Source organism: Variovorax sp. Varisp53, from assembly GCF_059491555.1.
The window spans coordinates 5,235,092-5,259,848 of the sequence record NZ_CP168512.1 but is presented as its reverse complement, the minus strand read 5'-3'; the positions used below and the strand labels follow the sequence as shown (position 1 = coordinate 5,259,848).

The 24,757-nt window shown below is 68.3% G+C and carries 27 protein-coding genes and 1 tRNA gene; 11 read left to right on the top strand and 17 right to left on the bottom strand.

All coding sequences use genetic code 11. From position 1 onward, the window contains the following. Window positions 1-10: 10 nt before the first annotated feature. Window positions 11-925: a LysR family transcriptional regulator ArgP gene (locus ACEOAB_RS24715; protein WP_056595159.1), complete on the bottom strand. Its 915-nt coding sequence runs from the start codon at window positions 923-925 to the stop codon at window positions 11-13. 75 nt (window positions 926-1,000) lie between these two features. On the opposite strand from ACEOAB_RS24715, the gene ACEOAB_RS24710 reads away from it, so the two are divergent. The 7 genes from ACEOAB_RS24710 to pcp all read left to right on the top strand — a co-directional run bounded on the left by ACEOAB_RS24710 (window position 1,001) and on the right by pcp (window position 6,122). Continuing rightward, entirely contained in the window at window positions 1,001-1,636 is a 636-nt protein-coding gene (locus tag ACEOAB_RS24710) for a LysE/ArgO family amino acid transporter (protein ID WP_413750970.1), read from the top strand. A 34-nt stretch (window positions 1,637-1,670) separates the two neighbouring features. Next, window positions 1,671-2,324, top strand: a complete 654-nt coding sequence (locus ACEOAB_RS24705) for an RsmD family RNA methyltransferase (RefSeq protein WP_495653161.1) — start codon at window positions 1,671-1,673, stop codon at window positions 2,322-2,324. Window positions 2,325-2,367: 43 nt separating this feature from the next. Next, window positions 2,368-2,871, top strand: a complete 504-nt coding sequence (gene coaD / locus ACEOAB_RS24700) for a pantetheine-phosphate adenylyltransferase (protein ID WP_007836315.1) — start codon at window positions 2,368-2,370, stop codon at window positions 2,869-2,871. A gap of 147 nt (window positions 2,872-3,018) precedes the next feature. Next, window positions 3,019-3,666: a 5-oxoprolinase subunit PxpB gene (gene pxpB, locus ACEOAB_RS24695; protein ID WP_495653853.1), complete on the top strand. Its 648-nt coding sequence runs from the start codon at window positions 3,019-3,021 to the stop codon at window positions 3,664-3,666. Then, window positions 3,663-4,661 (top strand): 5-oxoprolinase subunit C family protein, encoded by a 999-nt coding sequence (locus ACEOAB_RS24690; protein ID WP_495653160.1) that lies wholly within the window; start codon window positions 3,663-3,665, stop codon window positions 4,659-4,661. Before pxpB ends, ACEOAB_RS24690 begins: the two co-directional genes overlap by 4 nt. A gap of 35 nt (window positions 4,662-4,696) precedes the next feature. Further along, complete coding sequence (gene pxpA / locus ACEOAB_RS24685) at window positions 4,697-5,437, top strand: 5-oxoprolinase subunit PxpA (RefSeq protein WP_413751333.1); 741 nt, start codon at window positions 4,697-4,699, stop codon at window positions 5,435-5,437. Between the two features lie 25 nt (window positions 5,438-5,462). Beyond that, the gene (pcp, locus tag ACEOAB_RS24680; protein ID WP_056595148.1) at window positions 5,463-6,122 is read left to right on the top strand and encodes a pyroglutamyl-peptidase I; all 660 of its coding nucleotides are present in this window, start codon (window positions 5,463-5,465) and stop codon (window positions 6,120-6,122) included. A gap of 14 nt (window positions 6,123-6,136) precedes the next feature. On the opposite strand, the gene ACEOAB_RS24675 is transcribed toward pcp, so the two are convergent. Continuing rightward, window positions 6,137-6,847, bottom strand: coding sequence for an alpha/beta fold hydrolase (locus ACEOAB_RS24675; RefSeq protein WP_495653159.1), 711 nt, complete (start codon window positions 6,845-6,847; stop codon window positions 6,137-6,139). 41 nt (window positions 6,848-6,888) lie between these two features. Here ACEOAB_RS24675 and ACEOAB_RS24670 point away from each other — a divergent pair, with 41 nt between their 5' ends. After that, entirely contained in the window at window positions 6,889-7,590 is a 702-nt protein-coding gene (locus tag ACEOAB_RS24670; RefSeq protein WP_413751181.1) for a histidine phosphatase family protein, read from the top strand. Window positions 7,591-7,606: 16 nt separating this feature from the next. Here ACEOAB_RS24670 and ACEOAB_RS24665 read toward each other — a convergent pair whose 3' ends face one another. From ACEOAB_RS24665 to ACEOAB_RS24655, 3 genes are all read right to left on the bottom strand, one after another. After that, the gene (locus tag ACEOAB_RS24665; protein WP_413751180.1) at window positions 7,607-9,202 is read right to left on the bottom strand and encodes an N-acyl-D-amino-acid deacylase family protein; all 1,596 of its coding nucleotides are present in this window, start codon (window positions 9,200-9,202) and stop codon (window positions 7,607-7,609) included. A gap of 149 nt (window positions 9,203-9,351) precedes the next feature. Then, window positions 9,352-10,728: a tetratricopeptide repeat protein gene (locus ACEOAB_RS24660; protein WP_495653158.1), complete on the bottom strand. Its 1,377-nt coding sequence runs from the start codon at window positions 10,726-10,728 to the stop codon at window positions 9,352-9,354. Window positions 10,729-10,771: 43 nt separating this feature from the next. Further along, entirely contained in the window at window positions 10,772-11,170 is a 399-nt protein-coding gene (locus ACEOAB_RS24655; protein WP_413751003.1) for a tautomerase family protein, read from the bottom strand. Between the two features lie 112 nt (window positions 11,171-11,282). On the opposite strand from ACEOAB_RS24655, the gene ACEOAB_RS24650 reads away from it, so the two are divergent. Together ACEOAB_RS24650 and ACEOAB_RS24645 are read left to right on the top strand one after the other, a co-directional pair. Then, entirely contained in the window at window positions 11,283-12,143 is an 861-nt protein-coding gene (locus ACEOAB_RS24650) for a LysR family transcriptional regulator (protein WP_056595139.1), read from the top strand. 44 nt (window positions 12,144-12,187) lie between these two features. Further along, window positions 12,188-12,814: a YitT family protein gene (locus ACEOAB_RS24645; RefSeq protein WP_413751002.1), complete on the top strand. Its 627-nt coding sequence runs from the start codon at window positions 12,188-12,190 to the stop codon at window positions 12,812-12,814. Between the two features lie 9 nt (window positions 12,815-12,823). Here ACEOAB_RS24645 and ACEOAB_RS24640 read toward each other — a convergent pair whose 3' ends face one another. From ACEOAB_RS24640 to ACEOAB_RS24610, 7 genes are all read right to left on the bottom strand, one after another. Beyond that, the gene (locus tag ACEOAB_RS24640; RefSeq protein WP_495653157.1) at window positions 12,824-14,224 is read right to left on the bottom strand and encodes an amidase; all 1,401 of its coding nucleotides are present in this window, start codon (window positions 14,222-14,224) and stop codon (window positions 12,824-12,826) included. Next, a complete protein-coding gene (locus ACEOAB_RS24635) occupies window positions 14,215-15,702 on the bottom strand; it encodes an ABC transporter substrate-binding protein (protein WP_413751089.1) in 1,488 nt (495 codons plus the stop codon). The genes ACEOAB_RS24640 and ACEOAB_RS24635 overlap by 10 nt, the downstream gene beginning before the upstream one ends. A gap of 214 nt (window positions 15,703-15,916) precedes the next feature. Further along, on the bottom strand, window positions 15,917-17,410 hold the full coding sequence (locus tag ACEOAB_RS24630; protein ID WP_413751090.1) for an ABC transporter substrate-binding protein: 1,494 nt from the start codon (window positions 17,408-17,410) through the stop codon (window positions 15,917-15,919). 111 nt (window positions 17,411-17,521) lie between these two features. After that, on the bottom strand, window positions 17,522-18,349 hold the full coding sequence (locus tag ACEOAB_RS24625) for an ATP-binding cassette domain-containing protein (RefSeq protein ID WP_495653156.1): 828 nt from the start codon (window positions 18,347-18,349) through the stop codon (window positions 17,522-17,524). Further along, a complete protein-coding gene (locus ACEOAB_RS24620; RefSeq protein WP_413748133.1) occupies window positions 18,346-19,335 on the bottom strand; it encodes an ABC transporter ATP-binding protein in 990 nt (329 codons plus the stop codon). Before ACEOAB_RS24620 ends, ACEOAB_RS24625 begins: the two co-directional genes overlap by 4 nt. 8 nt (window positions 19,336-19,343) lie before the next feature. After that, on the bottom strand, window positions 19,344-20,222 hold the full coding sequence (locus tag ACEOAB_RS24615) for an ABC transporter permease (protein ID WP_413748132.1): 879 nt from the start codon (window positions 20,220-20,222) through the stop codon (window positions 19,344-19,346). Beyond that, window positions 20,219-21,169: an ABC transporter permease gene (locus ACEOAB_RS24610; protein WP_413748131.1), complete on the bottom strand. Its 951-nt coding sequence runs from the start codon at window positions 21,167-21,169 to the stop codon at window positions 20,219-20,221. Before ACEOAB_RS24610 ends, ACEOAB_RS24615 begins: the two co-directional genes overlap by 4 nt. Window positions 21,170-21,272: 103 nt before the next feature. Here ACEOAB_RS24610 and ACEOAB_RS24605 point away from each other — a divergent pair, with 103 nt between their 5' ends. Beyond that, window positions 21,273-21,548, top strand: coding sequence for a YfhL family 4Fe-4S dicluster ferredoxin (locus ACEOAB_RS24605; RefSeq protein ID WP_056595128.1), 276 nt, complete (start codon window positions 21,273-21,275; stop codon window positions 21,546-21,548). Here the strand turns inward: ACEOAB_RS24605 and ACEOAB_RS24600 are convergent. From ACEOAB_RS24600 to ACEOAB_RS24580, 5 genes are all read right to left on the bottom strand, one after another. Further along, on the bottom strand, window positions 21,545-21,961 hold the full coding sequence (locus tag ACEOAB_RS24600; RefSeq protein WP_413748130.1) for a hypothetical protein: 417 nt from the start codon (window positions 21,959-21,961) through the stop codon (window positions 21,545-21,547). The two genes, ACEOAB_RS24605 and ACEOAB_RS24600, sit on opposite strands and share 4 nt — an antisense overlap. A gap of 120 nt (window positions 21,962-22,081) precedes the next feature. Then, entirely contained in the window at window positions 22,082-22,714 is a 633-nt protein-coding gene (gene pth / locus ACEOAB_RS24595) for an aminoacyl-tRNA hydrolase (protein ID WP_007834381.1), read from the bottom strand. Window positions 22,715-22,793: 79 nt separating this feature from the next. Continuing rightward, the gene (locus ACEOAB_RS24590; protein WP_007834380.1) at window positions 22,794-23,477 is read right to left on the bottom strand and encodes a 50S ribosomal protein L25/general stress protein Ctc; all 684 of its coding nucleotides are present in this window, start codon (window positions 23,475-23,477) and stop codon (window positions 22,794-22,796) included. A gap of 86 nt (window positions 23,478-23,563) precedes the next feature. Then, on the bottom strand, window positions 23,564-24,538 hold the full coding sequence (locus tag ACEOAB_RS24585; RefSeq protein WP_056595121.1) for a ribose-phosphate pyrophosphokinase: 975 nt from the start codon (window positions 24,536-24,538) through the stop codon (window positions 23,564-23,566). A gap of 140 nt (window positions 24,539-24,678) precedes the next feature. Continuing rightward, window positions 24,679-24,755, bottom strand: a tRNA-Gln gene (locus ACEOAB_RS24580). Window positions 24,756-24,757 lie beyond the last annotated feature (2 nt).

The window sequence follows — 24,757 nt, the reverse complement described above, 5'->3', positions numbered from 1 at the left end:
CCGTAGCCGGTCAAGCCAGGGCGTGCGGGCCTCGGCGGGCGGCTGCGCGCACCGCCGCTCCCAGCCTTTCGAGCAGCCGCGGCGCTGCGCGCGCCTGCTGCCAGTAGAGCGGCACCGGCAGCGTCGAGCCGGGCACCAGCTCCACCAGTTTCCCTTCGCGAATGGCATCGGCCACCATGCTGGCCGGATGCATGCCCCAGCCCATGCCCGCGCACGCCGCCTCGACGAAGGCATTGGGCGAGGGAATCCAGTGGCGCGGCGTCTCCACGTTGCGGTGGCAGATGCGGCGCACCCAGCGTGCCTGCAGCCTGTCCTTGCGGTCGAACACCAGGCTCGGGGCGCTCGCCAGCGTGCGGGCGCCCACGCCCTTGGCGAAATGCTCGCGAACGAACGCGGGGCTGGCCGCCGCCACGTAGTGCATCGTGCCCAGCGCCTCGCTGTTGCAGCCCGCCACGGGCTGGGCCAGCGCGGTGACCGCCGCGAGCACCGCGCCGCTGCGCAGCCGTTCGGCCGTGTGGTCCTGGTCGTCCACCGTGAGGTCGAGCAGCGCGGCCGGCTCCTGCGCGGCGAAGGCCGCGGCAGCCGCCATGAACCAGGTCGCAAGGCTGTCGGCGTTGACGGCCACCCGCACCGTGACGCGCTCGCCGCCCGCCTTGTCGCCGGCCGTGCCGAGGGCAGGCAGGGCATCGCGCAGCTCGTGCTCCAGCATACCCACGCGCTCGACATGCCGGCACAGTTGCAGCCCGGCCTGCGTTGCGACGCAGGGCTGGCCGCGCACCAGCAGCGCACCGCCGGTGCGTTCCTCCAGCTGCTTGATGCGTTGCGACACCGCCGAGGGCGTGACGTGCAGCGCGCGGGCGGCGCGTTCGAAGCTGCCCTCGCGCACGACAGCGGCGAGGGCATTCAGGGCGGCGTAGTCGAGCATGGTGATGAAGAGAAACTGAACTGGCGTTAGAAAGTTTAGTTTGAGTTAACTGGCGTCCAGCGGCAAGCTCGAAGCATGCAAGCCGTCCACGCCACCACCGCCTTCGTCAACGGGCTCTTCATGAGCCTGGTCCTCATCGTTGCCATCGGCGCGCAGAACGCCTATGTGTTGCGCCAGGGCTTGCGCCGCGAGCATGTGGGTGCGGTGGTGCTGTTCTGCGCGGCCAGCGACGCGGTGTTGATCGGCGCGGGGGTGGCCGGCATGGCGCAGGCGCTGCAAGGGCGGCCGATACTGGCCACGGTGCTCGCGGGGCTCGGCGCGGCGTTTCTTTGCGGCTACGGATTGAAGGCGCTCTGGCGCTCGCGCCGGTCCGCCGCGCTGCAGGCCACGGCGCGGGGCGTTTCGCTGTCGCGTGCGGCCGTGGTGGCGCAGGTGGCCGGCTTCACGCTGCTGAATCCGCATGTCTATCTCGACACGGTGCTGCTCGTGGGCAGCGCGGGGGCGCAGTACGCGGGGCTGCTCAAGCTGTGGTTCGTGGCGGGTGCGGCCACGGCAAGCGCGTTGTGGTTCACCTCGCTGGGCTTCGGCGCAAGGCTGCTCGCGCCGGTGTTCGCACGTCCGCGCGCCTGGCGGATGCTCGACGCACTCGTGGGCGGAACCATGCTCGTGCTGGCGGCCATGCTGGCGCGGCGCGCACTGGCTGGAGTCTGAGAAGGTGCCTGGACGGCGGCGTTAAGCTCGCCGCATGCCCCAGAAAGCCGCCCCCGCCAAACGTCCTTCCGCACCTGCTGCACCCAAGCGTCCGTCGCGGCCCAGCGAAGTGCGCATCATCGGCGGCGAATGGAAGCGCACCCGCCTCGCCGTGGCCGACAAGCCCGGCCTGCGCCCCACGCCCGACCGCGTGCGCGAAACGCTGTTCAACTGGCTCGCAAGCCTGGCCGGCGCCGGTGGCGGCGAACTGCCCGGCTGGCAGTGCGTCGACGCCTTCGCGGGCACCGGCGCGCTCGGCTTCGAGGCCGCCTCGCGCGGCGCTGCGAACGTGCTGCTGTGCGAGCAGGACGCCGCACTGGCCGCCCAGTTGCAGGCCACGAAGACCAAGCTGGCCGCCGAGGCCGTGCGCATCGGGCGCGGCAACGGGGTGACCGCGCTCGAACGGGTGCCGGCCGGCAGCCTCGATGCCGTGTTCCTCGATCCGCCATTCGACAGCACCGCGCTCTACGAGCCGGCGCTGCGCGCCGCCGCGCGCGCGCTGCGTGCCGGCGGCTCGGTGTACCTCGAAGCGCCGCGCCGCTGGAGCGACGAAGAACTTGCCGCCTTCGGCCTTGTCGGTTTTCGTTACCTCAAGGCCGGCGCCGTTCACGCCCATCTGCTGCAGCGCGCGGCGGATAGGACTGCATAATCCGCCGAACAAGCCGCACCGGCAGCATGAGGAAGAAGCAACCATGGCCAGCAACGTGATCGCGGTTTACCCCGGCACTTTCGACCCCATCACCCTCGGTCACGAGGACGTGGTGCGGCGCGCAACCCAGCTCTTCTCCAAGGTGATCGTCGCGGTCGCCGCGGGCCACCACAAGAAGGCGCTGTTCACGCTCTCCGAACGCATGGACATGGCCCGCGATGCCGTGAAGCCCTACAGCGACCAGGTCACCGTCGAAAGCTTCTCGGGCCTGCTGCGCGACTTCGTCGTGGCGCGCGGCGGCAAGGCCATGGTGCGCGGCCTGCGTGCCGTGACCGACTTCGACTACGAGTTCCAGCTCGCGGGCATGAACCGCTCGCTGATGCCCGATGTCGAGACCGTGTTCCTGACGCCCAGCGACAAGTACCAGTTCATCTCCAGCACTTTCGTGCGCGAAATCGCCATGCTCGGCGGTGAAGTCCACAAGTTCGTCTCTCCCAATGTGGGGCAGCAACTGGCGGCCAAAGTCCGCAGCCTCGGGCGTGAATAGGCTCTCCCCCAGGCTGCGCGCACTTCGTGTCGCTTCGCCAACCCCCTCGCCGGGGGCAACACCGGTGGCCCGGCAAAGCCGGTTCCACGGTGTTCCGCGAAAAGTCCAGCCTGAACTGCGGGCCGGCGTGAGGTGAGCGACATCCCCTTGCCCCGGCTGCACCTGCTGGGCGATGCAGCGCTGCTGTGCGAGCTGCCCGCGCCGGCCACGCTGGTGCAGCAGCAGCGCATCTGGGCGCTGGCCCGGCAGGCGCAGCAATGGCCGGGCGTCGGCGAAACGCTACCGGGCATGAACAACCTCACGCTCACGTTCGACCCGACGGTGATCGATCTCGACACGCTCACCGCGCAAGTCCTCGAAGCCTGGCCCAGGCTGCCGAGCGGTGCCGTCGAGGGCCGGCTGGTCGAGATCCCGGTGGCCTACGGCGGCGAGCACGGGCCGGACCTTGCCGACGTCGCGGCCCACACCGGCCTCACGCCGGCCGAGGTGGTGCGGCGGCACAGCGGCGCCGAGTACGTCGTCTACCTGCTGGGCTTTCTGCCGGGCTTTGCCTTCATGGGCGGGTTGCCGCCCGAGCTGGCCACGCCGCGCCGGGCCGAGCCGCGCACCGCCGTGCCCGCGCGCTCGGTCGGCATCGGCGGCGAGCAGACCGGCATCTATCCGCTGGTGTCGCCGGGCGGCTGGCAGCTGATCGGCCGCACCCCGCTGGAGCTGTTCGATCCGGCGGCCGAACCTCCCACCTTGCTGCGCCCCGGCGACCGCGTGCGCTTCGTTGCAGAAAGCGTGCAGGCATGATCGCCGTGCGCAAGCCCGGCGTGCTCGCCTCGGTGCAGGACCTGGGCCGGCATGGCCATCGCCAGCTCGGCATCTGCCCGGGCGGCGCGCTCGACATGCTGTCGCTCACGCTGGCCAACCGGCTCGTCGGCAATGCCGACGGCGCGGCGGGCCTCGAACTCACGATGGGCGGCTGCGAGCTGCAGTTCGAAGCCGCCACGCGCATCGCCCTCACCGGCGACGGCTTCGGCGCCAGCCTCGACGGCGTGCCGCTGTGGCCCTTCTGGAGCGTGCCGGTCGCGGCCGGCCAGACGCTCAGGCTCGCCGGTGCCAACGCGCCCGGCGTGAAGAAGACCGGCCTGCGCAGCTGGCTCGCGGTGGCGGGCGGCATCGACGTGCCCCCGGTCCTCGGCTCGCGCAGCACCGACCTCAAGGCCGGCTTCGGCGGCCTCGAAGGCCGTGCGCTGCGCAAGGGCGACCGGCTCCCGATGGGTGCCTCCTCTCTCGATGCAGCACAACGTGAACGCCGTGCCTTCGGCCTGCGCGGTCCCGACTGGGGCCCCGACGAAGACGACGGCGCCATCGTCCTGCGCGTGCTGCCCGGCCCCGAGTTCGAGCTGTTCACGCCGGCCGCACGCGAGCTGCTGTGGGGCGAGCGCTGGCGCATCACGCCGCAGAGCAACCGCATGGGCAGCCGGCTCGCGGGCGCCGAACTCAAGCGCAAACACAGCGGCGACATGCTCTCGTCGGGCGTGATTCCCGGCACGATCCAGGTGCCGCCCTCGGGCCAGCCGATCATCCTGATGGGCGACGCGCAGACCACGGGCGGCTATCCGCGCATCGGCGTGGTCATCCGCGCCGACCTCTGGAAGCTCGCGCAGGCGCCGCTCAACGGCCAACTGCGCCTCGTGCAGGTCGACCAGCCGAAGGCGCTGGCTGCATGGGCCGCGCAGCAGCGCTACCTGTCGCAGGTGGCACAGGGGCTGGCCGCTGCAGGCTGGCCGAGCGCGACATAGACTTCGCGGGAAATCGCGAAAAGAGGAAGCCCACCATGCAAATCGACCTCAATGCCGACCTCGGCGAAGGCGCAGGCAACGACGAAGCACTGCTCGCGCTCGTGAGTTCCGCCAACATCGCCTGCGGCTGGCACGCGGGCGACGCGAAGACCATGCAGCAGTGCGTGCGCTGGGCGATGCGCAACGGCGTGGCCATCGGCGCGCACCCCAGCTTCCCCGACCGCGAGAACTTCGGCCGCAGCACCATGCACCTGCCGCCCGAGGAGATCGTGGCCAACGTGCTCTACCAGGTGGGTGCGCTGGCGGCCATCGTGAAGGCCGAGGGTGGCAGGCTCTCGCATGTGAAGGCCCACGGCCAGCTCTACAACCAGGCCGTGAAGGAGCCCGAGCTCGCCGAGGCGCTGTGCGAGGCCGTGCGCCGCTTCGATCCATCCCTCAGGTTCTTCGGCCTCGCGGGCAGCAACATGATCGACGCGGCCCGCCGCGCCGGTCTCGTGCCCGTGGAAGAAGTGTTCGCCGACCGCGGCTACATGCCCGACGGCAGCCTCGTGCCGCGCAGCCAGCCCGGCGCGCTGATCGAGAGCGAGGAGCAGTCGATCGCGCAGACGCTCTCGCTGGTGCGCGACCGCCGGGTGACCGCCATCGACGGCAGCGTCGTGCCCGTCAATGCGCAAACCGTGTGCCTGCATGGCGACGGCGCGCACGCGCTGGCCTTTGCGCGCCGCATCCGCGAACGGCTGGAGCAGGAAGGCATCGCCGTCCGGGCGCTGGCCTGACGGCCGCGGACGCGAGCATCAGGCCGTGGCAAAGCCCGTCGATGTCCTGCTGACCGGTTTCGATCCGTTCGAGCGGGAAGCCATCAACCCCTCGTGGGAAGCCGTGCGCGCGCTCGACGGCTGGAAGATCGGCCGCGCGACGGTGCATGCGCGCCAGATGCCCTGCGTGTTCGGCGAGGCCATCGACGCACTCGCCAGCGCGATGGACGAGCTCCAGCCGCAGCTGGTGCTGTGCATCGGCCAGGCCGGTGGGCGCGCGGAGGTCACGCCGGAGCGCGTCGCCATCAACGTCGACGATGCCCGCGTGGCCGACAACAAGGGCCGCGAACCCGTCGACATGCCCGTGGTGCCCGGGGGGCCTGCGGCGTACTTCTCGACGCTGCCGATCAAGGCCATGGTGCGCGAATTGCGCGCGGCCGGCGTACCGGCCTCGGTGTCGAACAGCGCCGGCACCTTCGTCTGCAACCACATCTTCTACGGCCTGATGCACCGCATCGCAATGCACCCGGTGCCGGGGCTGCGAGGCGGCTTCATCCACATTCCGTACCTGCCCGAGCAGGCGGCGCGCTTTCCGGGGGCGCCGAGCATGTCGCTGGAAACGATGATCGCGGCCCTGCGCGTCGCCGTGGGCACCGCGCTCGCGGTGAAGCGCGACATCGCCGAAACCGGCGGCCAGCTGCACTGAACCGCCGAGGCGGCTCAGGGGCCCGGGAAGTGCTTCGCCAACCAGCCGTTGAGCGCGGCGTTGACGAACTTGGGCTTCTCCATCGTCAGCATGTGGCCGCAGTCGGGCACCCACGCGACTTGCGCCTGCGGCAGCAGCGCCGCCATCTCGCGCGTGCACTCGGGCGGCGCGAGCCGGTCGTCGTCCCCGCACACCAGCAGCACCGGCACGCGCAGAGACGCAAGATGCAGCCGCGCATCGGGCCGGTGCATCACCGCGCGGTTCTGGCTGATGAGCTGCTGCGCGCCCGCGCCGAGCACGATGTCGAGATAGCGCTGCACCAGCACCTGATCGGCTGCCTGCGCGGGGTGGAAGGCGAAGTAGACGTTCGGCTCGATCACGTCGCGCACCTCGCCGCGCTCGAAGTATTCGATGGCACCTGCGCGCAGCCTGGACATGTCGGGCGTCTCGGGCCGCGCGCTGGTGCCGAGCAGCGCGAGCCCCGCGATGCGCCCGGGCGCCTGGCGGGCAGCTTCCATGGCGACCATGCCGCCCATCGAGGCGCCGCACAGTACCAGCGGGCCGTCGTTGTCGCGCAGCACGGCGGCGGCCATGCCCTCGATGGTGTCGTGGTGCCGCTGGGCGTCGCTCACGCGGGCGCCGAAGGCGGGGGGAAGTGCGGACAACTGGGCCTCCCAGATGCGCTCGTCGCAGGCGAGGCCGGGCAGCAGGATGAGATTGGGCATGGAGAGAGATTCTGCGCGAATGCGGTGGAAAATGGACGCCGATGCCAACGCCCAAGCCCGACACCACCACCGACCTGATCCTCATCCGCCATGGCGAAACCGCCTGGAACCGCGAACTGCGCTTCCAGGGGCACGCGGATGTCCCGCTCAACGACATCGGCCACGAGCAGGCGCGCCGCATCGGCCTGCGGCTGGCCGGCGAGAGCGCGGTGCAGCACATCATCAGCAGCGACCTGATGCGCGCGCAGCAGACGGCCGCGCCCGCCGCGTCGCAGCTGTCGCTGCCGGTGGTGACCTCGGCGGGACTGCGCGAGCAATTTTTCGGCGTGGTCGAGGGCATGCGCTCCGACGAGATCCAGAGCCTGCATCCGCGTGCCTGGGAAGAGTGGCTGGAGTTCCGCGAGGATCACGCCATGCCCGAGGGCGAGACGGCGCGCGAATTCCACACGCGCATCATCGCGGCGCTGGGCAGCATCGCTGCCACGCACAGGGGGCAGCACCTGATCGTCGTCACGCATGGCGGCGTGCTCGACATGGTGTGGCGCACCGCCAGGGGCCTGAGCCTGAGCGGGCCGCGCCGCAGCGACATTCCCAACGCGGGCTTCAACCGCATCCGCATCGCCGATCCGGCCGAGCCCGAGGCGATCGAGATCGTCGAATGGGCCGACACGCGGCACCTGGCCGACCTGCCGGCGCAGCCGACCTACGACCAGACGCGCCACCTGAAGGACAAGAAAGACTGAGGCCGGGCAAGCGGCCTCAGCCGCAGCTGCCCGCCTTCGGCGTGCGCAGCAACGGCAGCCCGGCGCCAACGCCCGTGGGCTTGCCGCCGTCGACCGCGAGCTGGCCGTTCACCAGCACCGTGCTCACGCCTTCCGACAGCAGCGCAGGCTGCGTGTAGGTGGCCTTCGCCGCATAGCGCGCCGGGTCGAACACCACCACGTCCGCGTAGTAGCCCGGGCGCAGGTGCCCGCGCTGCTTCAGCCCCAGCGTGTCGGCCGTGAGGGACGAGCTGCTGCGGATGAACTGCGCCAGCGAGATCGTGTGCTCCTTCACCACGTACTGGTCGTACTTGCGCGCGAAGGTGCCGTAGGCGCGCGGATGGCCCAGCGACGAGTCGGACGAGGTCATGACCCACGGCCGCTTCATGAAGGCGCGCACGTCGTCGTCGCTCTGGTTGAACGACGCGATCATCAGGTCGCCGTCGCGCAGCACCGCGATGGCGGCATCCACCGGATCGGCATTCGACGCCTTGGCCACGTCGGCCAGCGTCTTGCCCACGTACTTCGTGCTGCCGGCCGAGAACAGGATGGTCTCGGGGCCGCCGCGCAGCCGCAGGTTCTCGCGCATGTCCTTGCGCAGCCGCTCCTGCTGAGAGGCGTCGTCGAAGCGCTGCAGCGTTGCCGCGCGGCCGCCTTCGTTGGCCCAGGGCGGCAGCAGCGCGGCCGAGAAGCGCGTGCTCGACGCAGTCCACGGATAGTGGTCGGCCGTGATGTCCAGCCCGCCCGCGCGTTCCTTCTCGATGCGTTTGATGATGTCGCCGCTCTGGCCCTGCACGTCGACGCCCAGCGCCTTGATGTGCGCCACGTGCACCGGCAGCTTCGCCTCGTGGCCGATGCGGATCACCTCGTCGATGGAGCCCTTGAGGCCGATGTTGTACATGGACTCGTCGCGGATGTGGCTGTCGTACAGGCCGCCGTGCCGCGCCGCCACCTTCGCGAGCTCGATGACCTCCTCGGTCTTCGAGAAGTTCTGCGGCGTGTAGAAGAGCCCCGTCGAAAGGCCAAGGGCGCCTTCGCACATGCCCTGGCTCACGCGCTTCTTCATCGCCTCGAGCTGTTCGGGCATCGGAGCCCGGTTGGCCTCACCCAGCTCGCTCATGCGCACGGGGCCGAAGCCCACGTACATGGCCACGTTGGTGCCCACCGGCGCGGCGCGCAGCTTCTGCGTCTGCGCGGCGATGTCGAAGCCGCCGAAGCCGTCGTTGCCGATCACCGCGGTGGTCACGCCCTGCGTGATGAACGGGATGTTGAGGCGCTTCTTCGGGTCGTTCGAGTGCAGGTCGGCATCCGCGTGCGTGTGGGCGTCGATGAAGCCTGGCGCCACCACCATGCCCGTGGCGTCGATCACGCGCCTTGCCGTGAACTGCGCCGGCGCCGCCTTGCCCGCGAACACGATGCGGTCGCCAGCGATGCCGACATCGCCCACCACCGGCGTGTCGGAGTCGCCCGTGTAGACGGTGCCGCCGCGCAGCAGCAGGTCGAGGGCGACGGGCGTTTCGTCGGCGGCGTGCAGGGTGGGTGCGAAGGGGGCGAGGGCCGAGAGAACGGCCAGCGTGACGAGAGACTTGTGCATGGGCATTGGGGCCTTGATGAGGCCTTGAGGGCGTCTTGTCGATATGGAGCGGCCAGTTTAGGAGCCGCCTCCACGCCATCGCCAATTCCTTTTGCACCGTGCCCCATGACCTGAAGGCATGGGCTGCCGGGCCATGCTCGCAGGAGCGCTCAGGCGTGCGTCGTAAGCTGTCCGAGGCCTAGGCGCTCATACACCGCCGCTGTCTGCCGACGCAGCCGCAGCGACTCGGGCTGGCCGTTGAGCTGCTGCTGCAGGATGCCCTGGGCTGCGGACAGCGAAGCCTCGGTGCCGCTGCGCACCAGCGCATCGAGGTACAGCTGCTCGAACAGATCGCGCTGCGCGTGGCTGCCGCCGATCTCGATCATGCGCGGCAGGGCCGTGCCCAGCCCTTCGATGGCCGCCGCGAGATCGCCGCGCGCGTGCGCCACCAGCCCGTGCGCGGCCGGCACGCAGACGCGCTGCCATGCCGCTCGAGTCGATGCCGGCGCATGCGGCGCGAAGGCCACGATGTTGCGCAGCAGGACTTCGGCCTCGGGTCGGCCGGCGCGCGCCAGACCGTAGAGGTATTGCAGGTCGAGAAAGGGCAGCACGTGGTCGGCCTGGCGTTGCAGCAGATAGCCCGCCACGTCGTCCCAGCGGGCGCCCACGTCGATACCCGCGAGCTCAAGCCGCGCGAGCAACGAGACGGCGCCGATCTGGTCCTGCGAGTAGTCCTTCACCACGCCCCAGGCGTGCTCGTCGTACACCGCGAGCGCATCGGCATCACGGCCCAAGTCGATGAGGAACAGCGCCACGTGCCACCAGTTGTGCGTGACCATGAAGGAGTTGAGGCCGGTCCATGTGTCGCTCACGCTCTCCATGAACGCCAGGCCTTCCGAGAGCCGGCCCTCGGTGAGCATCACGTGCGCCAGCGCATGGTGCGCCCACGGCTCCTTGCGGCACATGGCGATGGCGCGGCGCGCGCTCGCCTCGGCCTCGCGCATCAGGTGGCACTGCTCGTAGCCGAAGGCCGCCATGCCGTGCACGTAGGGCACGTCGGCTGCATGTGGCAGCACCGCCAGCGCGAGCCTCAGCATGCCGGGGCAGTCGCCGGTGTTGAAGCAGTGGTACTGGCCGAGCTTGACCGACACGAGGTCGCGCGGATGCTCGCGGGCCTGCTCGGCATGCAGCGCGATGGCTCGGGCGATGTCGCCCTCGGCCCATGCCTCGACGGCCGCGATGTAGCGCTGCTCGCGCGGCGTTGCGTGAGCAGCGCCGGCGCGGGACGTCACGAGGAACGGCCGCGCGTTGGCAGCAGCCTCGCTCGATTCGGCGAACAGGTGCAGCGTGGCGCAGTAGGCCTGCACGATGGGGCTCGCGTCGGTGTCGGCTGCCGCGAGCAGGTTGACGGCGCGTGCCTCGCTGGAGATGAAGCCCATGACGAAATCGTCGACCAGCGGCAGGCTGGCGGCCTCGTCGAGGGTGAGAGCATTGCCGAGGCTGTCGGCGAAGTGCAGGGCGTTGTTCGTGGGGGTTCCGGAGGGCATGGTGCATGGTGCCATGCCCTCCGGGATGCTTCAACGACGGGCTCTAGACACCGGCCTGCTGGTGCCGGTACTCCTGCGTCTTGCCGCCGTAGCCGTAAGCTGCGCCGCGCGCGTCGATCACGTGGATGTACGACACCTCGTGCAGGTCCGGCCGGATCTTCGCCATGGCCGCGTGCACCTCGCGCAGGTAGCGCGCCTTCTCGGCCTTGGTGTTGGTCTCGTCGGTGATGCTGATGTCGAGATGGAAGGCTGACTTTCCCTGCGAGGCCATAGACTGGCCGCCGATGAACCATGCGTCGGCGGCGATGTACTGCACGGTGATGGCGATCACCGGCAGCTGCTTGCCGAGCACGCTCTGGGTGAGTTCGGCGACCACGTCGACGGTCTTGCGGGTGAGGTCGGCGTCGGGTTGGCCGGAGAGGTGGACGACGATGTGGGGCATGGCGGACTCCTTGGATGAATGGGTTGTCGATGGGGTGATTGTGGGAGCCTGCTGGTCATCGGAAAAGCGGGAAGATATGATGAATTCCATCGGATAAACGGATGGATTGACCATGCAGGGATTCGACCTGGAGCAATTGCGCACGCTGGCCGCCGTCGTCGACGCCGGCAGCCTTACGGCGGCCGCGCCGCGCGTCTTCCTCTCGCAGTCGTCGGTGAGCGAGCAGATCCGCAAGTTGGAAGAGCGGGCAGGGCAGTCGCTGCTCACGCGCAGCAAGGCGGGCGTGGCTCCCACCGAGGCGGGTGTGCGGCTGCTGGGCTATGCGCGGCGCATCCTGGCGCTGAGCGACGAGGCATTTCGCGACCTGCATGGCGAAACGCTGCAGGGCGAGCTGCGCCTCGCGGTCACCGACTACTTCCGCCCCGGCGACCTGACGCGGCTGCTGGGGCGGCTCGGCGAGAGCTATCCGCAGGTGCGGCTGCACGTCAGCATCCTGAAGAGCGATGCGCTGCGGGCGGCCTATGCGCACGGCGATTTCGACGTGGGCCTTGCGATGAACATCGCGGGGGCTTCCACGCCGGAGGCCCGGGGCGCGGTGCTGCGGCGCGAATCGCTGGTGTGGCTCGGCGCGGAGGGCATGCGGCTCGCGCGCGGGGAGCCGGTGCGGCTGCTGGCCCTGCCGGACACCTGCTCGCTGCATCAGTTCACCGTGGCGCTGCTGCGGCGCCGGCGCGTGCCCTATGCGCTCGCGCACGTCGCGTCGGGTGTCGCGGGCCTGCAATCCGCGCTGGCCGCGGGGCTGGGCGTTGCCTGCCTCAACGAGTCCTCGATCAGCGACGGCGTGACGCGGCTGGCGGCACCGCATGGCCTGCCGGCCCTGCCGCGTGTCGCTTTCCAGCTTCTGGCGGGGCGCAAAGGGGAAACCGCGTTCGTGACCCGGGCGAGGGAGATGCTGGCGACCCACCTGATGTGAAGAATCTCTCCAGGGGTGGCGCGGGATTTGCGTCAGCCCCTGTCATGGATGCGCCACCTCCCACAACTGCGCCGAATCTGCTGCGCCACTCCCGCTTCGACGACGCACAGGCCATTTTCTCGGGCACGCTGTTCGTCGCCATCGCGATGATGCTGTTCGGCCAGGCAGGGCTGCTTACAGGCGGCACGGCCGGCCTCGCGTTTCTCCTGCACTACGCCACCGGCCTGAGCTTCGGAAAGCTGTTCTTCCTGGTCAACCTGCCGTTCTACTGGTTCGCCTGGCGCCACGTGGGCCGCGCGTTCACGGTCAAGACCTTCTCGGCCATCGCATTGCTCTCGGTGATGGCCGACCTGGCGCCGCGCTACCTGTCCATCGACTCCCTGCACCCGGCCTTCGCGGCCGTGCTCGGCGGCCTGCTGCTGGGCACCGGTTGCCTGTTTCTCGCCCGCCACCGCGCCAGCCTGGGCGGCGCGACGGTGCTCACGCTCTACCTGCAGGAAAAGCGCGGCTGGCCCGCGGGCAAGGTGCAGATCGGTATCGATTGCACGGTGGTGCTGCTCGCCCTGTTCGTGATTCCGCCGCAGCGGGTCGGGTGGTCGGTGCTGGCTGCCGTGGTGATGGGGCTTTTTCTCTGGATCAACCACAAGCCGGGGCGGTATGCGGCGACCTGACGCTTCCCGTCAGCGGCCGGGCGGCAACGGCCAGGGCCGCTGCGGTTCGCGGATCTGCTCGAAGGCGCGCGACACGCGCAGCACTCCGAGGTCGTCGAATCGCTGCCCCGCAATCTGCAGCCCGATCGGCAACCCGCTCGCCGAGTAACCGCAGTTCACCGAAGCCGCCGGTTGCTCCGACATGTTGAACGGCACGGTGAAGCCGATGTGCTCCAGCGGCCGCAGAGGGTCGTTGGTGGGCGAGGGCGCCTCGGCTGCCGCAGGCATGTTCGGCGACACGGGCGAAATCACGTAGTCGAAGCGCGCGCATGCAGCCACGGCGGCGACGCGCGTGGCGTGGAACTGGCTGAAGCCGCGGAACACGTGCTCGCCGCTGAACTCGGCCGCACTCTCCGCCCATTCGCGGATGTACGGCAGCACCTTCGCGCGCTGGTCCGCGCGCAGGCCCTTCATGTCCACCAGCGAGCGCATGCGCCAGAAGTGGTCCATGCCGTCGAGCATGGCCTGCGACATGAACGGCTGCATCGGCTCGATCACCGCGCCGGCCTTTTCGAGCAGCCGCGCGGCGTTTTCCACCGCCGCCTGGATCTCGGGCTCGACCGCCAGTCCGCAGCCCGCGTCGAGCAGCAGCCCGATACGCAGGCCCCGCAGATGGTCCGGTGCCACGTCGAAGCTCGCCCAATCGATGTCCTGCGGCGGCAGGCTCATGCTGTCGCGCGCGTCGGGCCGGGACAGCGCCTGCATCAGCAGCGCGGCGTCGCCCACCGTGCGGGTCATCGGCCCTGCCGCACGGCCCATGTAGGGCGGGTCGATCGGAATGCGCCCCAGGCTCGGTTTCAGCGTGAAGATGCCGCACCAGCTCGCGGGCAGGCGCAGCGACCCGCCGATGTCGGTGCCCAGGTGCAGCGGGCCGTAGCCGGCAGCCGCCGCGGCGCCAGCTCCTGCGCTGGAGCCGCCCGGCGTCAGGCGCAGGTCCCACGGGTTGCGCGCCAGCGTGTGAAAGCTCGACAGCCCCGAGGACAACATGCCGTAGTCCGGCATGGTGGTCTTGCTCACGATCACCGCACCGGCTTCCTTGAGGCGCGCGGCCGGCGGTGCATCGGCCGCAGCGGGCTTCAGGTCGACCGCGGCGGTGCCGGCTGGCATCGGGTCGCCGCGCGTGGCGATGTTTTCCTTGATGGTCGCGGGCACGCCGTCGAGCGGGCCGAGCGCATCGCCGCGCTGCCAGCGTGCTTCCGACGCGCGCGCCTGTTCGAGCGCAGCCTCGGGGCGGAACAGCCAGGTGGCCTGCAGGTGCGGTTCCCAGCGTTCCACCTGCGCGATCACGGCCTGCGTGACCTCGACCGGCGAGAGTTCGCGGCTGCGGTAGGCAGCGGCAAGCTCCTGCGCGGACAGGTCGCTCAGCCCCATGAGAGTGCCGACAGGTCGTTCACGAAGATCGGGTTCTCTTTCCAGATGCCCTTGACGTTCTTCTTCGCGACAGTGGGGAACTGCGGCTGGTACAGGAAGCCGTTGGCCGCGTCGGTGGCCAGCATCTTCTGCGCGTCGCCGAGCAGCTTGTTGCGCTCGGCCGCGTTGCCGGTGGACTTGATCTTGTCGAACAGCGCGTTGAAGGCCTTCGACTGGTAGCCCCAGTAGTAGTCCGGCTTGGCGTAGTTGCCGAGGTCGAAGGGCTCGACGTGCGAAATGATCGACAGGTCGTAGTCCTTGTTGCCGTAGGTGCCGCTGAGCCATTGCGCCCATTCGACGTTCTGAATCTTCACCACGATGCCGATCTTGGCGAGCTGGGCCACGATCACCTCGCCGCCCTGGCGCGCATAGGGCGGCGGCGGCAGCGTCATCGTCAGTTCGAGCGGCGTCTTCACGCCGGCCTCGGCCAGCAGCTTCTTGGCCTTCTCGATGTCGAAGGGGTTGATGCCCGTGGTGTCGATATAGCCCGCCGCGCCCGGCACGTAGTGGCTGCCGATGGGCACGCCGAAGCCGTCGGCCGCGCCCTCGATCACGGCCTTGCGGTCGATGGCCGCGAGGATGGCGCGGCGCACGCGCACGTCGTCGAGCGGCTTCTTCCTGTTGTTGATCGACAGGATGGTCTTGGCGCGCGAACCCGCCAGGATCACCTGGAACTGCGGGTTCGCCTTGAACTGCGGCACCACGCGCGTGCCGATGCGTGCGAACACGTCGACGTCGCCCGACAGCATGGCGGCCGCCTGCGCGGCCGTGTCGGAGATGAAGCGGAACGTGACCTTGTTGATCTTCGCGGTGGCGGGGCTGCGGAAGCCGTCCCACTTGCTGAGCGTGAGCGACGAGCCCTTGGCCCAGTTGTCGAGCTTGTAGGGGCCGGTGCCGACCGGTTTGCTGGCGTTGGTCTCGGCGCTCTTGGGTTCGACGATCACGGCCGTGGCCTGGCCCAGCACGAAGGGCAGGTCGGGGTCGATCTCCTTGTTGATGACGACGACGGTGTAATCGTCCACCACCTGCGTCGCGAGGTTGGCGAAGGTGCGCTTGTCCTTGTTGGTGCTCTTCTCGCCGCCCGCACGGTCGAAGGAAAACTTGACGGCGGCGGCGTTGAAGGGCTCGCCGTTCTGGTACTTTACGCCACGCCGCAGCTTGAAGGTGTAGGTCTTCAGGTCGGGCGAAACTTCCCAGCTCTCGGCCAGCAGCGGCGTGACGCTACCGTCGGCGTTGATCTTGGTGAGCGTCTCGAGGATGTTGTAGTGCACGACCTCGGCGATGGCGGCGGCGGCGCCGGTGGTCGGGTCGAGCCCCGGCGGTTCGAGCGCCATGCCGATCACGATGGCGTCCTTCCGGCCCTGCGCCATGCCGGCGAGCGGGGTGGCCAGCGCAACGGTGGCACCGGCGGTGGTGAGAAGGGTGCGGCGGTTCAACATACGTGTGATCTCCGGATAGACAAGCCAGGTTCGAATGACGACTGCTCCGGCGTGTGCCATGCCCCGAAGGGAGGCGCGACGCCGCGAAAGACACGACACGCAGCACGAAAGATGCCACGTGCGCAGCCGGTCATTCTCTCGCAGCGGGTGCGCCGCCGCTCGGTCCGCGAGGCGGTTTTTCCTCGGGACGTTCCCGTAGGCAAGGCCGTCCGGATCAAGCCCAGGACAGGGCCGCGATGTCGTTCACGAAGATCGGCGTGTCTTTCCAAAGCCCGCGCAGGTTGCGCGCGGCGACGGTGATGAACTGCGGCTGGTACAGGAAGACGTTGGCCGCGTCTTCCGCCAGCAGCCGCTGCGCGTCGCCGAGGTAGCGCAGGCGGTCGGCGGGGCGCGCCGCGTTGCGCGCCTTGTCGAAGATCTCGTTGAACTTCGCCGACTGGTAGCCCCAGTAGTACTCGGGCTTGGTGTAGTTCACGAGGTCGAAGGGCTCGACGTGCAGGATCAGCGAGAGGTCGTAGTTCCTGTTGCCGTAGGTGCCGCTGATCCATTGCGCCCACTCGACGTTCTGGATCTTCGCAACGATGCCCACCTTGGCCAGCTGCGCGGCGATCAGCTCGCCGCCCTGGCGCGCATAGGGTGGAGGCGGCAGCACCAGTTCGAGTTCGAGCGGTGTCTTCACGCCGGCTTCGGCCAGCAGCTGCCTTGCGCGTTCGACGTTGTAGGGGTTGACGCCGGTGGTGTCGACATAGCCCGGCGCGCCCGGCACGTAGTGGCTGCCGATGGCCACGCCGCGGCCGTCCGCTGCAGCCTCGATCACGGCCTTGCGGTCGATGGCCGCGGCGATGGCGCGGCGCACGCGCACGTCGTCCAGCGGCTTGCGCCTGTTGTTGATGGCGAGGATGGTCTTTCCGCGCGAGGCGTTGAAGACCACCTGGAAGCGCTTGTCGTTCTGGAACTGCGGCAGGCTGCGGGACACCGAGGCGTGCGGAAACAGATCGACGTCGCCCGAGAGCAGCGCGGCGGTCTGCGCGGCCGGCTCGGAGATGAAGCGGAAGCTGGCCTTGCGGATCTGCACCGTGTCGGCATTGCGCCAGCTGTCCCACTTGGCGAGCACGATGCCCGATCCCTTGGCCCAGCTGTCGAGCCTGTAGGGGCCGGTGCCGACGGGCTTGGTGGCGTTGGCCTCGACGGTCTTCGGTTCGACCTGAATGGCGGAGGCCTGCCCGAGCAGGAACAGCAGGTCGGGCTCGATCTCCTTCGTGATCAGCACCACGGTGTGCTCGTCGACCACCTGCGTCGCGATGTTGGCGAAGGTGCGTTTGTCCTTGTTGGTGCTGTTGGCGGCGGCCGCGCGGTCGAACGAAAACCTGACGGTCTGCGCGTCGAAGGGCTCGCCGTTCTGGAACTTCACGCCGCGCTTGAGTTTGAAGGTGTAGGTCTTCAAGTCAGGCGAAATGTCCCAGCTTTCGGCCAGCAGCGGGGTGACGCTGCCGTCGGAATTGATCTTGGTGAGCGTTTCGAAGACGGTGTAGAGCACCACCTCGGCGATCTCGGCGCCGGCCTTGGCCGTGGGGTCGAGCCCCGTGGGCTCCAGCGTGAGACCGAGCACCAGCGCGTCCTTCTTCTTTTGCGCGAAGGCGTCGATCGGCACTGCGAGCGGGGCCAGGGCTGCGGCGCCGGTGGCGAGCAGGGTGCGTCGTTTGAGCATGAAGCGGTGTCCTCGGAACAGGGGGCAGGCATCATCCGCGAGACCGGTGCGTCTGCGCAACCAGATGCTTATGACCCACTCATCCTAGAGGCGGCGGACGACGCTTCGATGTCAGGCGGCCAGCAGCGTGCCGCCCGCGGGCGTGCGCGGCACCGCGTCGAGCAGCGTGCGCGTGTACTCGTGCTGCGCGTGGTGGAAGAGTTCGGCGGGCGGACCCTGCTCGACGATCTTGCCTTTCCACACCACGCACACTTCGTCGCACAGGTGGTTGACCACCGCGAGGTCGTGGCTGATGAGCAGGTAGCTGATGCCGAACTGCTGCTGCAGGTCCTGCATCAGATTGAGCACCTGGGCCTGCACCGACACGTCGAGCGCGCTGACGGGCTCGTCGGCGACGATGAGCTTGGGCCGCGTGATGAGAGCGCGTGCGATCGCAATGCGCTGGCGCTGGCCGCCCGAGAACTCGTGCGGGTACTTGTCCATGTCGGTGGTGCGCAGGCCGACTGCGGCGAGCGCCTCGGAGGCACGCTCGCGCTGCACGGCGCGGCTCGTTTCGGCCAGCGCCTCGAGCGGCTCGGCGACGATGCGCGCGACGGTCTGGCGTGGGTCGAGCGAGCCGTAGGGGTCCTGGAACACCATCTGGAAATCGCGCCGCGCGGTGCGCAGCTCGGCCTTCGACAGCGTGTGCAGGTCGCGGCCTTCGAGGCGCACGCTGCCCGAAGTCGGCGTGTCCAGCGCCATCACGAGGCGCGCGATGGTCGACTTGCCCGAGCCCGATTCGCCCACGATGCCGACGCTCTTGCCGGCGCGCACCTCGAAGCTCACGCCATTGAGCGCCTTCACGGTCGGCGGCGGGCCGAAGAGCTTTTCGCGCGGCAGCGCGTAGTGGCGCACGAGGTCGGTGACCTGCAGCAGCGGTGAAGCGGTGGTTGCACTCATGGTGCGATGGCCCCTTGCGCGGCGATTTCTTCGAGCCGGATGCAGCGCACCGCGTGGTCTGGCGGCAGCATCGTGGCTGGCGGCCGTGTGGTCTTGCAGGCGTCGATGGTGTAGCTGCAGCGGCCCGCGAACGGGCAGCCCGGCGGCAGGTCGACCAGTTCGGGCACGCTGCCCCTGATGGTGGCCAGACGCAGGCCACGCGGCGCGCCGATGGCGGGCCGCGCGGCGAACAGGCCTTGCGTGTAGGGATGCGCACGGCGCGCGAACACGGCCTCGGTCGGGCCGCTCTCGACCACGCTGCCTCCGTACATCACGAGCATCTTCGAGACCGTCTGCGCGATCACGCCGAGGTCGTGCGAGATCAGGATCAGCGCCATGCCACGCTCGGCCACGAGGCCCTGGATGAGTTCGAGGATCTGCTTCTGGATGGTGACGTCGAGTGCGGTGGTGGGCTCGTCGGCAATCAGCAGGTCGGGCCCGCAGGCGAGCGCCATCGCGATGCCGATGCGCTGGCGCTGGCCGCCGGAGAACTGGTGCGGGTAGGCATCGAGGCGCGAGGCCGCGTCGGGAATGCCCACGCGGTCGAGCAGTGCGAGCACTTCCTTGCGCGCGTCGGCTTGCGAGAGCCCGCGATGCAGCCGCAGCGGTTCGCCGACCTGGCGCGCAATCGTGTGCACGGGGTTCAGCGCCGTCATCGGCTCCTGGAAGATCATGCCGATGCGGTTGCCGCGGATCCGGCACATGGCCTTTTCGTCGCGGCCGACGAGTTCGGTGCCGTCGAAGCGGATGCTGCCCGTGACCTTCGCGGTCGAGGGCAGCAAGCCCATCAGCGACATCACGGTGATCGACTTGCCGCAGCCCGATTCGCCGACGATGCCCAGCGTCTCGCCGCGCTCCAGCGTGAAGTCGATGCCGCGCACGGCCTCGGCGGGGCCGCGCTGCGTCTGCAGTTCGATGTGGAGGTCTTCGACTTCGAGCAAGGGCATGGCGCTTCTTATCTTGCGCGCGCGAGGCGCGGATCGAGCAGGTCGCGCAATCCGTCGCCCAGCAGGTTCAGGCCGAGCACTGCGAGCGCGATCGCCATGCCGGGGAACACCGCGAGCAACGGCGACTGGAACATCATCGTCTGCGCCTCGCTGAGCATGCGGCCCCACGAAGGCTGCGGCGGCTGCGTGCCCAGGCCCAGGTAGGAGAGGGCGGCCTCTGCAAGGATCGCGATCGCGAAGCGGATCGTGATCTGCACGATCAGCACGGCCGAGATGTTCGGCAGCACGTGCTGCATCGTGATCGCGAAGCTGCCTTTGCCGCAGGCGCGCGCGGCGGCCACGTACTCGCGCGACCAGATGGCGTTGGCCGAGGCGCGCGTGATGCGCGCAAACGTGGGGATGTTGTAGATGCCGATGGCGATGATCGCGTTGACGATGCCCGCGCCGAACACGGCGGTCATCATGATGGCCGAGAGGATCGCGGGGAAGGCCAGCGAGAAGTCGGTGAACCGCATGATGGCTTCCTCGACCCAGCCGCGCTTGGCGGCCGCCAGCAGGCCCAGCGCCGTGCCGACCACGAGGCCGATGCCCACCGCGATCACGCCGACAAGGATCGACGCGCGCGCGCCGACCAGCAGCAGCGAGGCTACGTCGCGGCCGTAGGTGTCGGTGCCCAGCCAGTGCGCGCCTGTCGGCGGCTTCAGCTTGTTGGCCATGTCCATGTCGTAGGGCGACCACGGTGTCCAGACCAGCGAAATGGCGGCGGCGAGCAGCAGGAGCAGCGTCAGCGCGCCGCCCAGCACAAAGCTGCGGTGGTGCAATGCGCGGCGCCAGAAGCCCGGTACCTTGAGCGCCGCAGCACTCGGAGCGGTGATGACGGAGCTCATATGTCGCTGGCCTTGATGCGCGGGTCGATCACTGCGTACAGCACGTCGACCACGAAGTTCACGATCACCACCATGGCCGCCAGCAGCATCACGCAGTTGCGCACCACGATCAGGTCGCGGTTGCTGATGGCCTGGAAGATCAGCCGGCCCAGGCCCGGCAGGTAGAACACGTTCTCCACCACGATGGTGCCGGCCAGCAGCTCGGAGAACTGCATGCCCATCACCGTGATGACGGGGATCATCGCGTTGCGCAGCACGTGGGTCCACAGCACGGCACGCTGCGACACGCCCTTGGCACGCGCGGTGCGCACGAAGTCTTCCCGCATCACTTCGAGCACGGCCGAACGCGTGATGCGCGCGAGGATCGCGGCCTGCACCACCGCCAGCGACAGCGCAGGCAGCAGCAGCGACTTGATGCCCGCGAAGATGCCCTCGCCCCAGCCCTCGAAGCCCCCGGCGGAGAACCACTGCAGCTGCACCGAGAACACGAGGATCAGCAGGATCGCGAACCAGAAGTTCGGAATCGCGATACCGACCTGGGCCATGCCCATCAGGCCGACGTCGCCGAGCTTGTTGTGGCGTGCGGCAGCCGTCACGCCCACCAGCAGCGCGATCACGACGGTCAGGGCCATCGCCATCATGGCCAGCGGCACAGTGAGCGCGAGGCGTTCGAGGATCAGGTCGAGCACGGGCGAGCTGTAGGCGTAGCTGTCGCCGAGGTTGCCGGTGAGCAGGCCGCCGATCCAGTGCCAGTAGCGCGTCCACGCGGGCTGGTCGAGGCCGAGCTTGGTGGCAAGGGCGGCGACGGCTTCGGGCGCGGCGTCGGGGCCCATGAGCATCTGCGCGGCGTTGCCGGGCAGGATCTCGAGCACGAGGAACACGATGACCGAGGCGCCGATCAACGTGCCGATCAGCGTGGCGAGGCGCTTGAATAGAAACAGACTCATGGGGCGGGGCGCAGCATAACTGACTCGAGCAACAAGTGTGCCGCGGATGTGGCCTTTGTCATTCATCGGCAGCCCGTTCGTCCGGCCCCGCGATAATCGGGGGATGGCCCTCATGATCACCGACGAATGCATCAACTGCGATGTCTGCGAGCCCGAGTGCCCGAACGACGCGATCTACATGGGTGCGGAGTTCTACGAGATCGACCCGCACAAGTGCACCGAGTGCGTCGGCCACTTCGACGAGCCGCAGTGCGTGCAGATCTGCCCGGTGGCCTGCATTCCCGTGAATCCCGAGCACGTGGAAAGCCGCGAGACGCTGATGCAGAAGTACGAGCGTCTCACGGCGATCAAGGTGACGTCCGTGTCGAGCAGCGCTTAGGCGGCTGATTTCCGCTTCTTTTTCTTGCGCTCCGAGGCATCGCCGGCCGCCCTTGAACTCTGGCCGCCGCTGAAATTCAGGCTGGACCTGTGCGGATCGTTGGCCGCCTTGCGTGCGCGATCCCTCTCCCTTTGCTCGGACAGGGCAAGCCGTCTTTCCGCCAGCGCGGCGTTTCTGGCTTCCCGCGCGGCACGCTGATCGCGGTCGTTGGCCGCCTTTTCCTGGGACAGCCGGGTGCGTTCCAGGTGGTCGGCGTAGGTCTGGGCGCTGCGCGTGCCGGCATCGGCAGCCTGGCGGTCCTGGTCGCTGCGGTGGTCGTTCACCTTCACCGTCGTGCCGCCTTCACAAGGCTGGTCGGAATAGGTGTTGCCGCATCGCCAGGTTCTTGCGGCGTTTTGGGCGGACGTGCTCATGGAGAAAGCGCATGTTGCTATTGAAAATATAGCAATCCCGATACTCCCGGCTGTCGTTCTCTTTCTTTTCTTCTGCTGGCTCATTTTTTATTTCTCTCCCTCCTGCACTCCGATGGCCGGCTAGGTGGCGGCAGGCGTGCCTCCGTCGCCGGGCTCCCGCCGCGGCGGTTTGGGCCGGGGTGGTTTGCTCGTGTGAATGACCAGGGTCGCCTTTTCCATCTCGCCTGCCACCAGCGCAGGCAGCGCGTGCAGGGTGCGGACGATGGCGTCCTCTATCGCTTCACGTTGTTCCTTGAGCGGCTTCTTGAGCACCCAGTTGACGACCTCTGATTTCACGCCAGGGTGTCCGATGCCCAGCCGCAGCCGCCAGTAGTCGCCGGTGCCCAGTTGCGCGTGGATATCGCGCAGTCCGTTGTGGCCGGCATGGCTGCCGCCGAACTTGAGCTTGACCTGGCCCGGCACCACGTCGAGCTCGTCGTGCGCCACGAGGATTTCCTCCGGCGCGATCTTGAAGAAACGGGCGAGGGCGGCCACCGACTTGCCCGACAGGTTCATGAAGGTCTGCGGCTCCAGCAGCCAGATGCTCTGGCCGCCGATGTTGGCGCGCGCGGCAAGGCCGTGGTAGCTGCGCTCGGGCACGAGGTTGAGTTTCCACTCGCGCGCGACGGCGTCGATCCACCAGAAGCCGGCGTTGTGCCGCGTGGCTTCGTACTCTGGGCCCGGGTTTCCGAGGCCGACAAACAGCTTGATCATGGTCGTGGATTATCCGATCCGCCAAAAGCAAAAGGCCCGCACGGAGCGGGCCTTCGCAAAGACAGACGCGAGAAGTGGATTACTTCTTGGCGGTCTTGGCAGCCGGAGTCTTGGCGGCGGGAGCGGCCTTGCCACCCTTGCCTGCCGGTGCGGCAGCTGCGTCGGCAGCGACTGCGCCTTCGGCGGGAACATCGGCTTCTTCAGCAGCCGGCGACACGGCCGAAGCCAGCACCGGGTTGACCTTGCCGTGGCTGACCCACTTCACGCCCTTGGGCAGCTTGATGTCCTTCAACGTGACCGTGCCGTTCTTCTTCAGGCCCGACAGATCGACTTCGATGAACTCGGGCAGATCGCTCGGCAGGCAGTTCAGTTCGAGTTCGGTCGTCACATGGTTGACCAGGTTCAGGTCGATCTTGACGGCTTCGGATTCTTCCTCGCCCTTGAAGTGCACCGGCACCTTCATGGTCATGCGGGTCTTGGCATCGACGCGTTGGAAGTCGATGTGTTGCACCAGCTGGCGGAACGGGTGGTATTGCACGTCACGCAGCAGAACCTTGCTGACCGCGCCGCCGATTTCCATTTCGAGCACGCTCGCATGGAAGGCTTCCTTCTTCAGGGCGTGCCACAGCGCGTTGTGATCGATCTCGATCAGTTGCGGCTGGGTGTCGCCACCGTAGACGATGCCGGGGGTCTTGCCCGAGATGCGGAGACGGCGGCTCGCACCCGTGCCCTGCTTTGCGCGCTCAAAAGCGACGAATTTCATAACTAGCTCCTGTGAGAGTCCACCGCGACCAGTGCGACTCCGGTTCAAAAAGGCCTCCCGCAAAGGAGGCCCGCTTCATGCCCCGGTCAGAACAGGTTGTCCTGATCCGAGAACAAACTCATCACCGACTCGCCCTTGGCAATGCGCTGGATCGTTTCGGCGATCAGCGGTGCCACGGAGAGCTGGCGGATCTTTCCGCAGGCCATGGCGGCGTCGGAAAGGGGAATGGTGTTGGTCACGACCACTTCGTCGAGGGCCGAGCCCTGCGTGATGCGCTCGATGGCCGGGCCCGAGAAGATCGGGTGCGTGCAGTAGGCGTACACGCTCTTGGCGCCGCGCTCCTTCAGCACTTCGGCGGCTTTGACCAGCGTGCCGGCGGTGTCGATCATGTCGTCCATGATCACGCAGTTGCGGCCGTCGATCTCGCCGATCACGTTCATGACTTCGCTGACGTTGGCCTTCGGGCGGCGCTTGTCGATGATGGCGAGGTCGCAGTTCAGCTGCTTGGCCAGCGCACGGGCGCGAACCACGCCGCCGACGTCGGGCGAGACCACGATCAGGTCTTCGTAGTTCTTGGCGCGCAGGTCGCCGAGCAGCACGGGCGAGGCGTAGATGTTGTCGACCGGGATATCGAAGAAGCCCTGGATCTGGTCGGCGTGCAGGTCCATCGTGAGCACGCGCTCGACACCGACGGTTTCCAGCAGGTTGGCCACCACCTTGGCCGAGATCGGCACGCGGCTCGAGCGCGGGCGGCGGTCCTGGCGGGCATAGCCGAAATAGGGGATCACGGCGCTGATGCGTTCGGCCGAAGCGCGCTTGAGCGCGTCGACCATGATCAGCAGTTCCATCAGGTTTTCGTTGGTCGGAGCGCAGGTCGACTGCACCACGAACACGTCGCGTGCACGGACGTTCTGGTTGATCTCGACAGTGACTTCCCCATCGGAGAAGCGACCGACGCGTGCGGCGCCCAGCGTGGTGCCGAGGTTGTGCGCGATTTCTGCAGCAAGGCCCGGATTGGCGTTGCCGGTGAAAACCATGAAATCAGGGTGATTAGCCTGCATGAGCGCGTCCCGGCAGTGCGAATTGGCTTAGGAAGCCGCCAAAAGGTTTGTGATGCATGGCGGCCGGTGAGCCGCCGATTATTGCAGCGGGTGGGCTGCAAAAGAAGACTGCGGCCGTTGGGCCGCAGTCGTTGAAGATTTGGCAGGGGAGAAAGGATTCGAACCTTTGCATGCTGGAATCAAAATCCAGTGCCTTAACCAGCTTGGCGACTCCCCTAC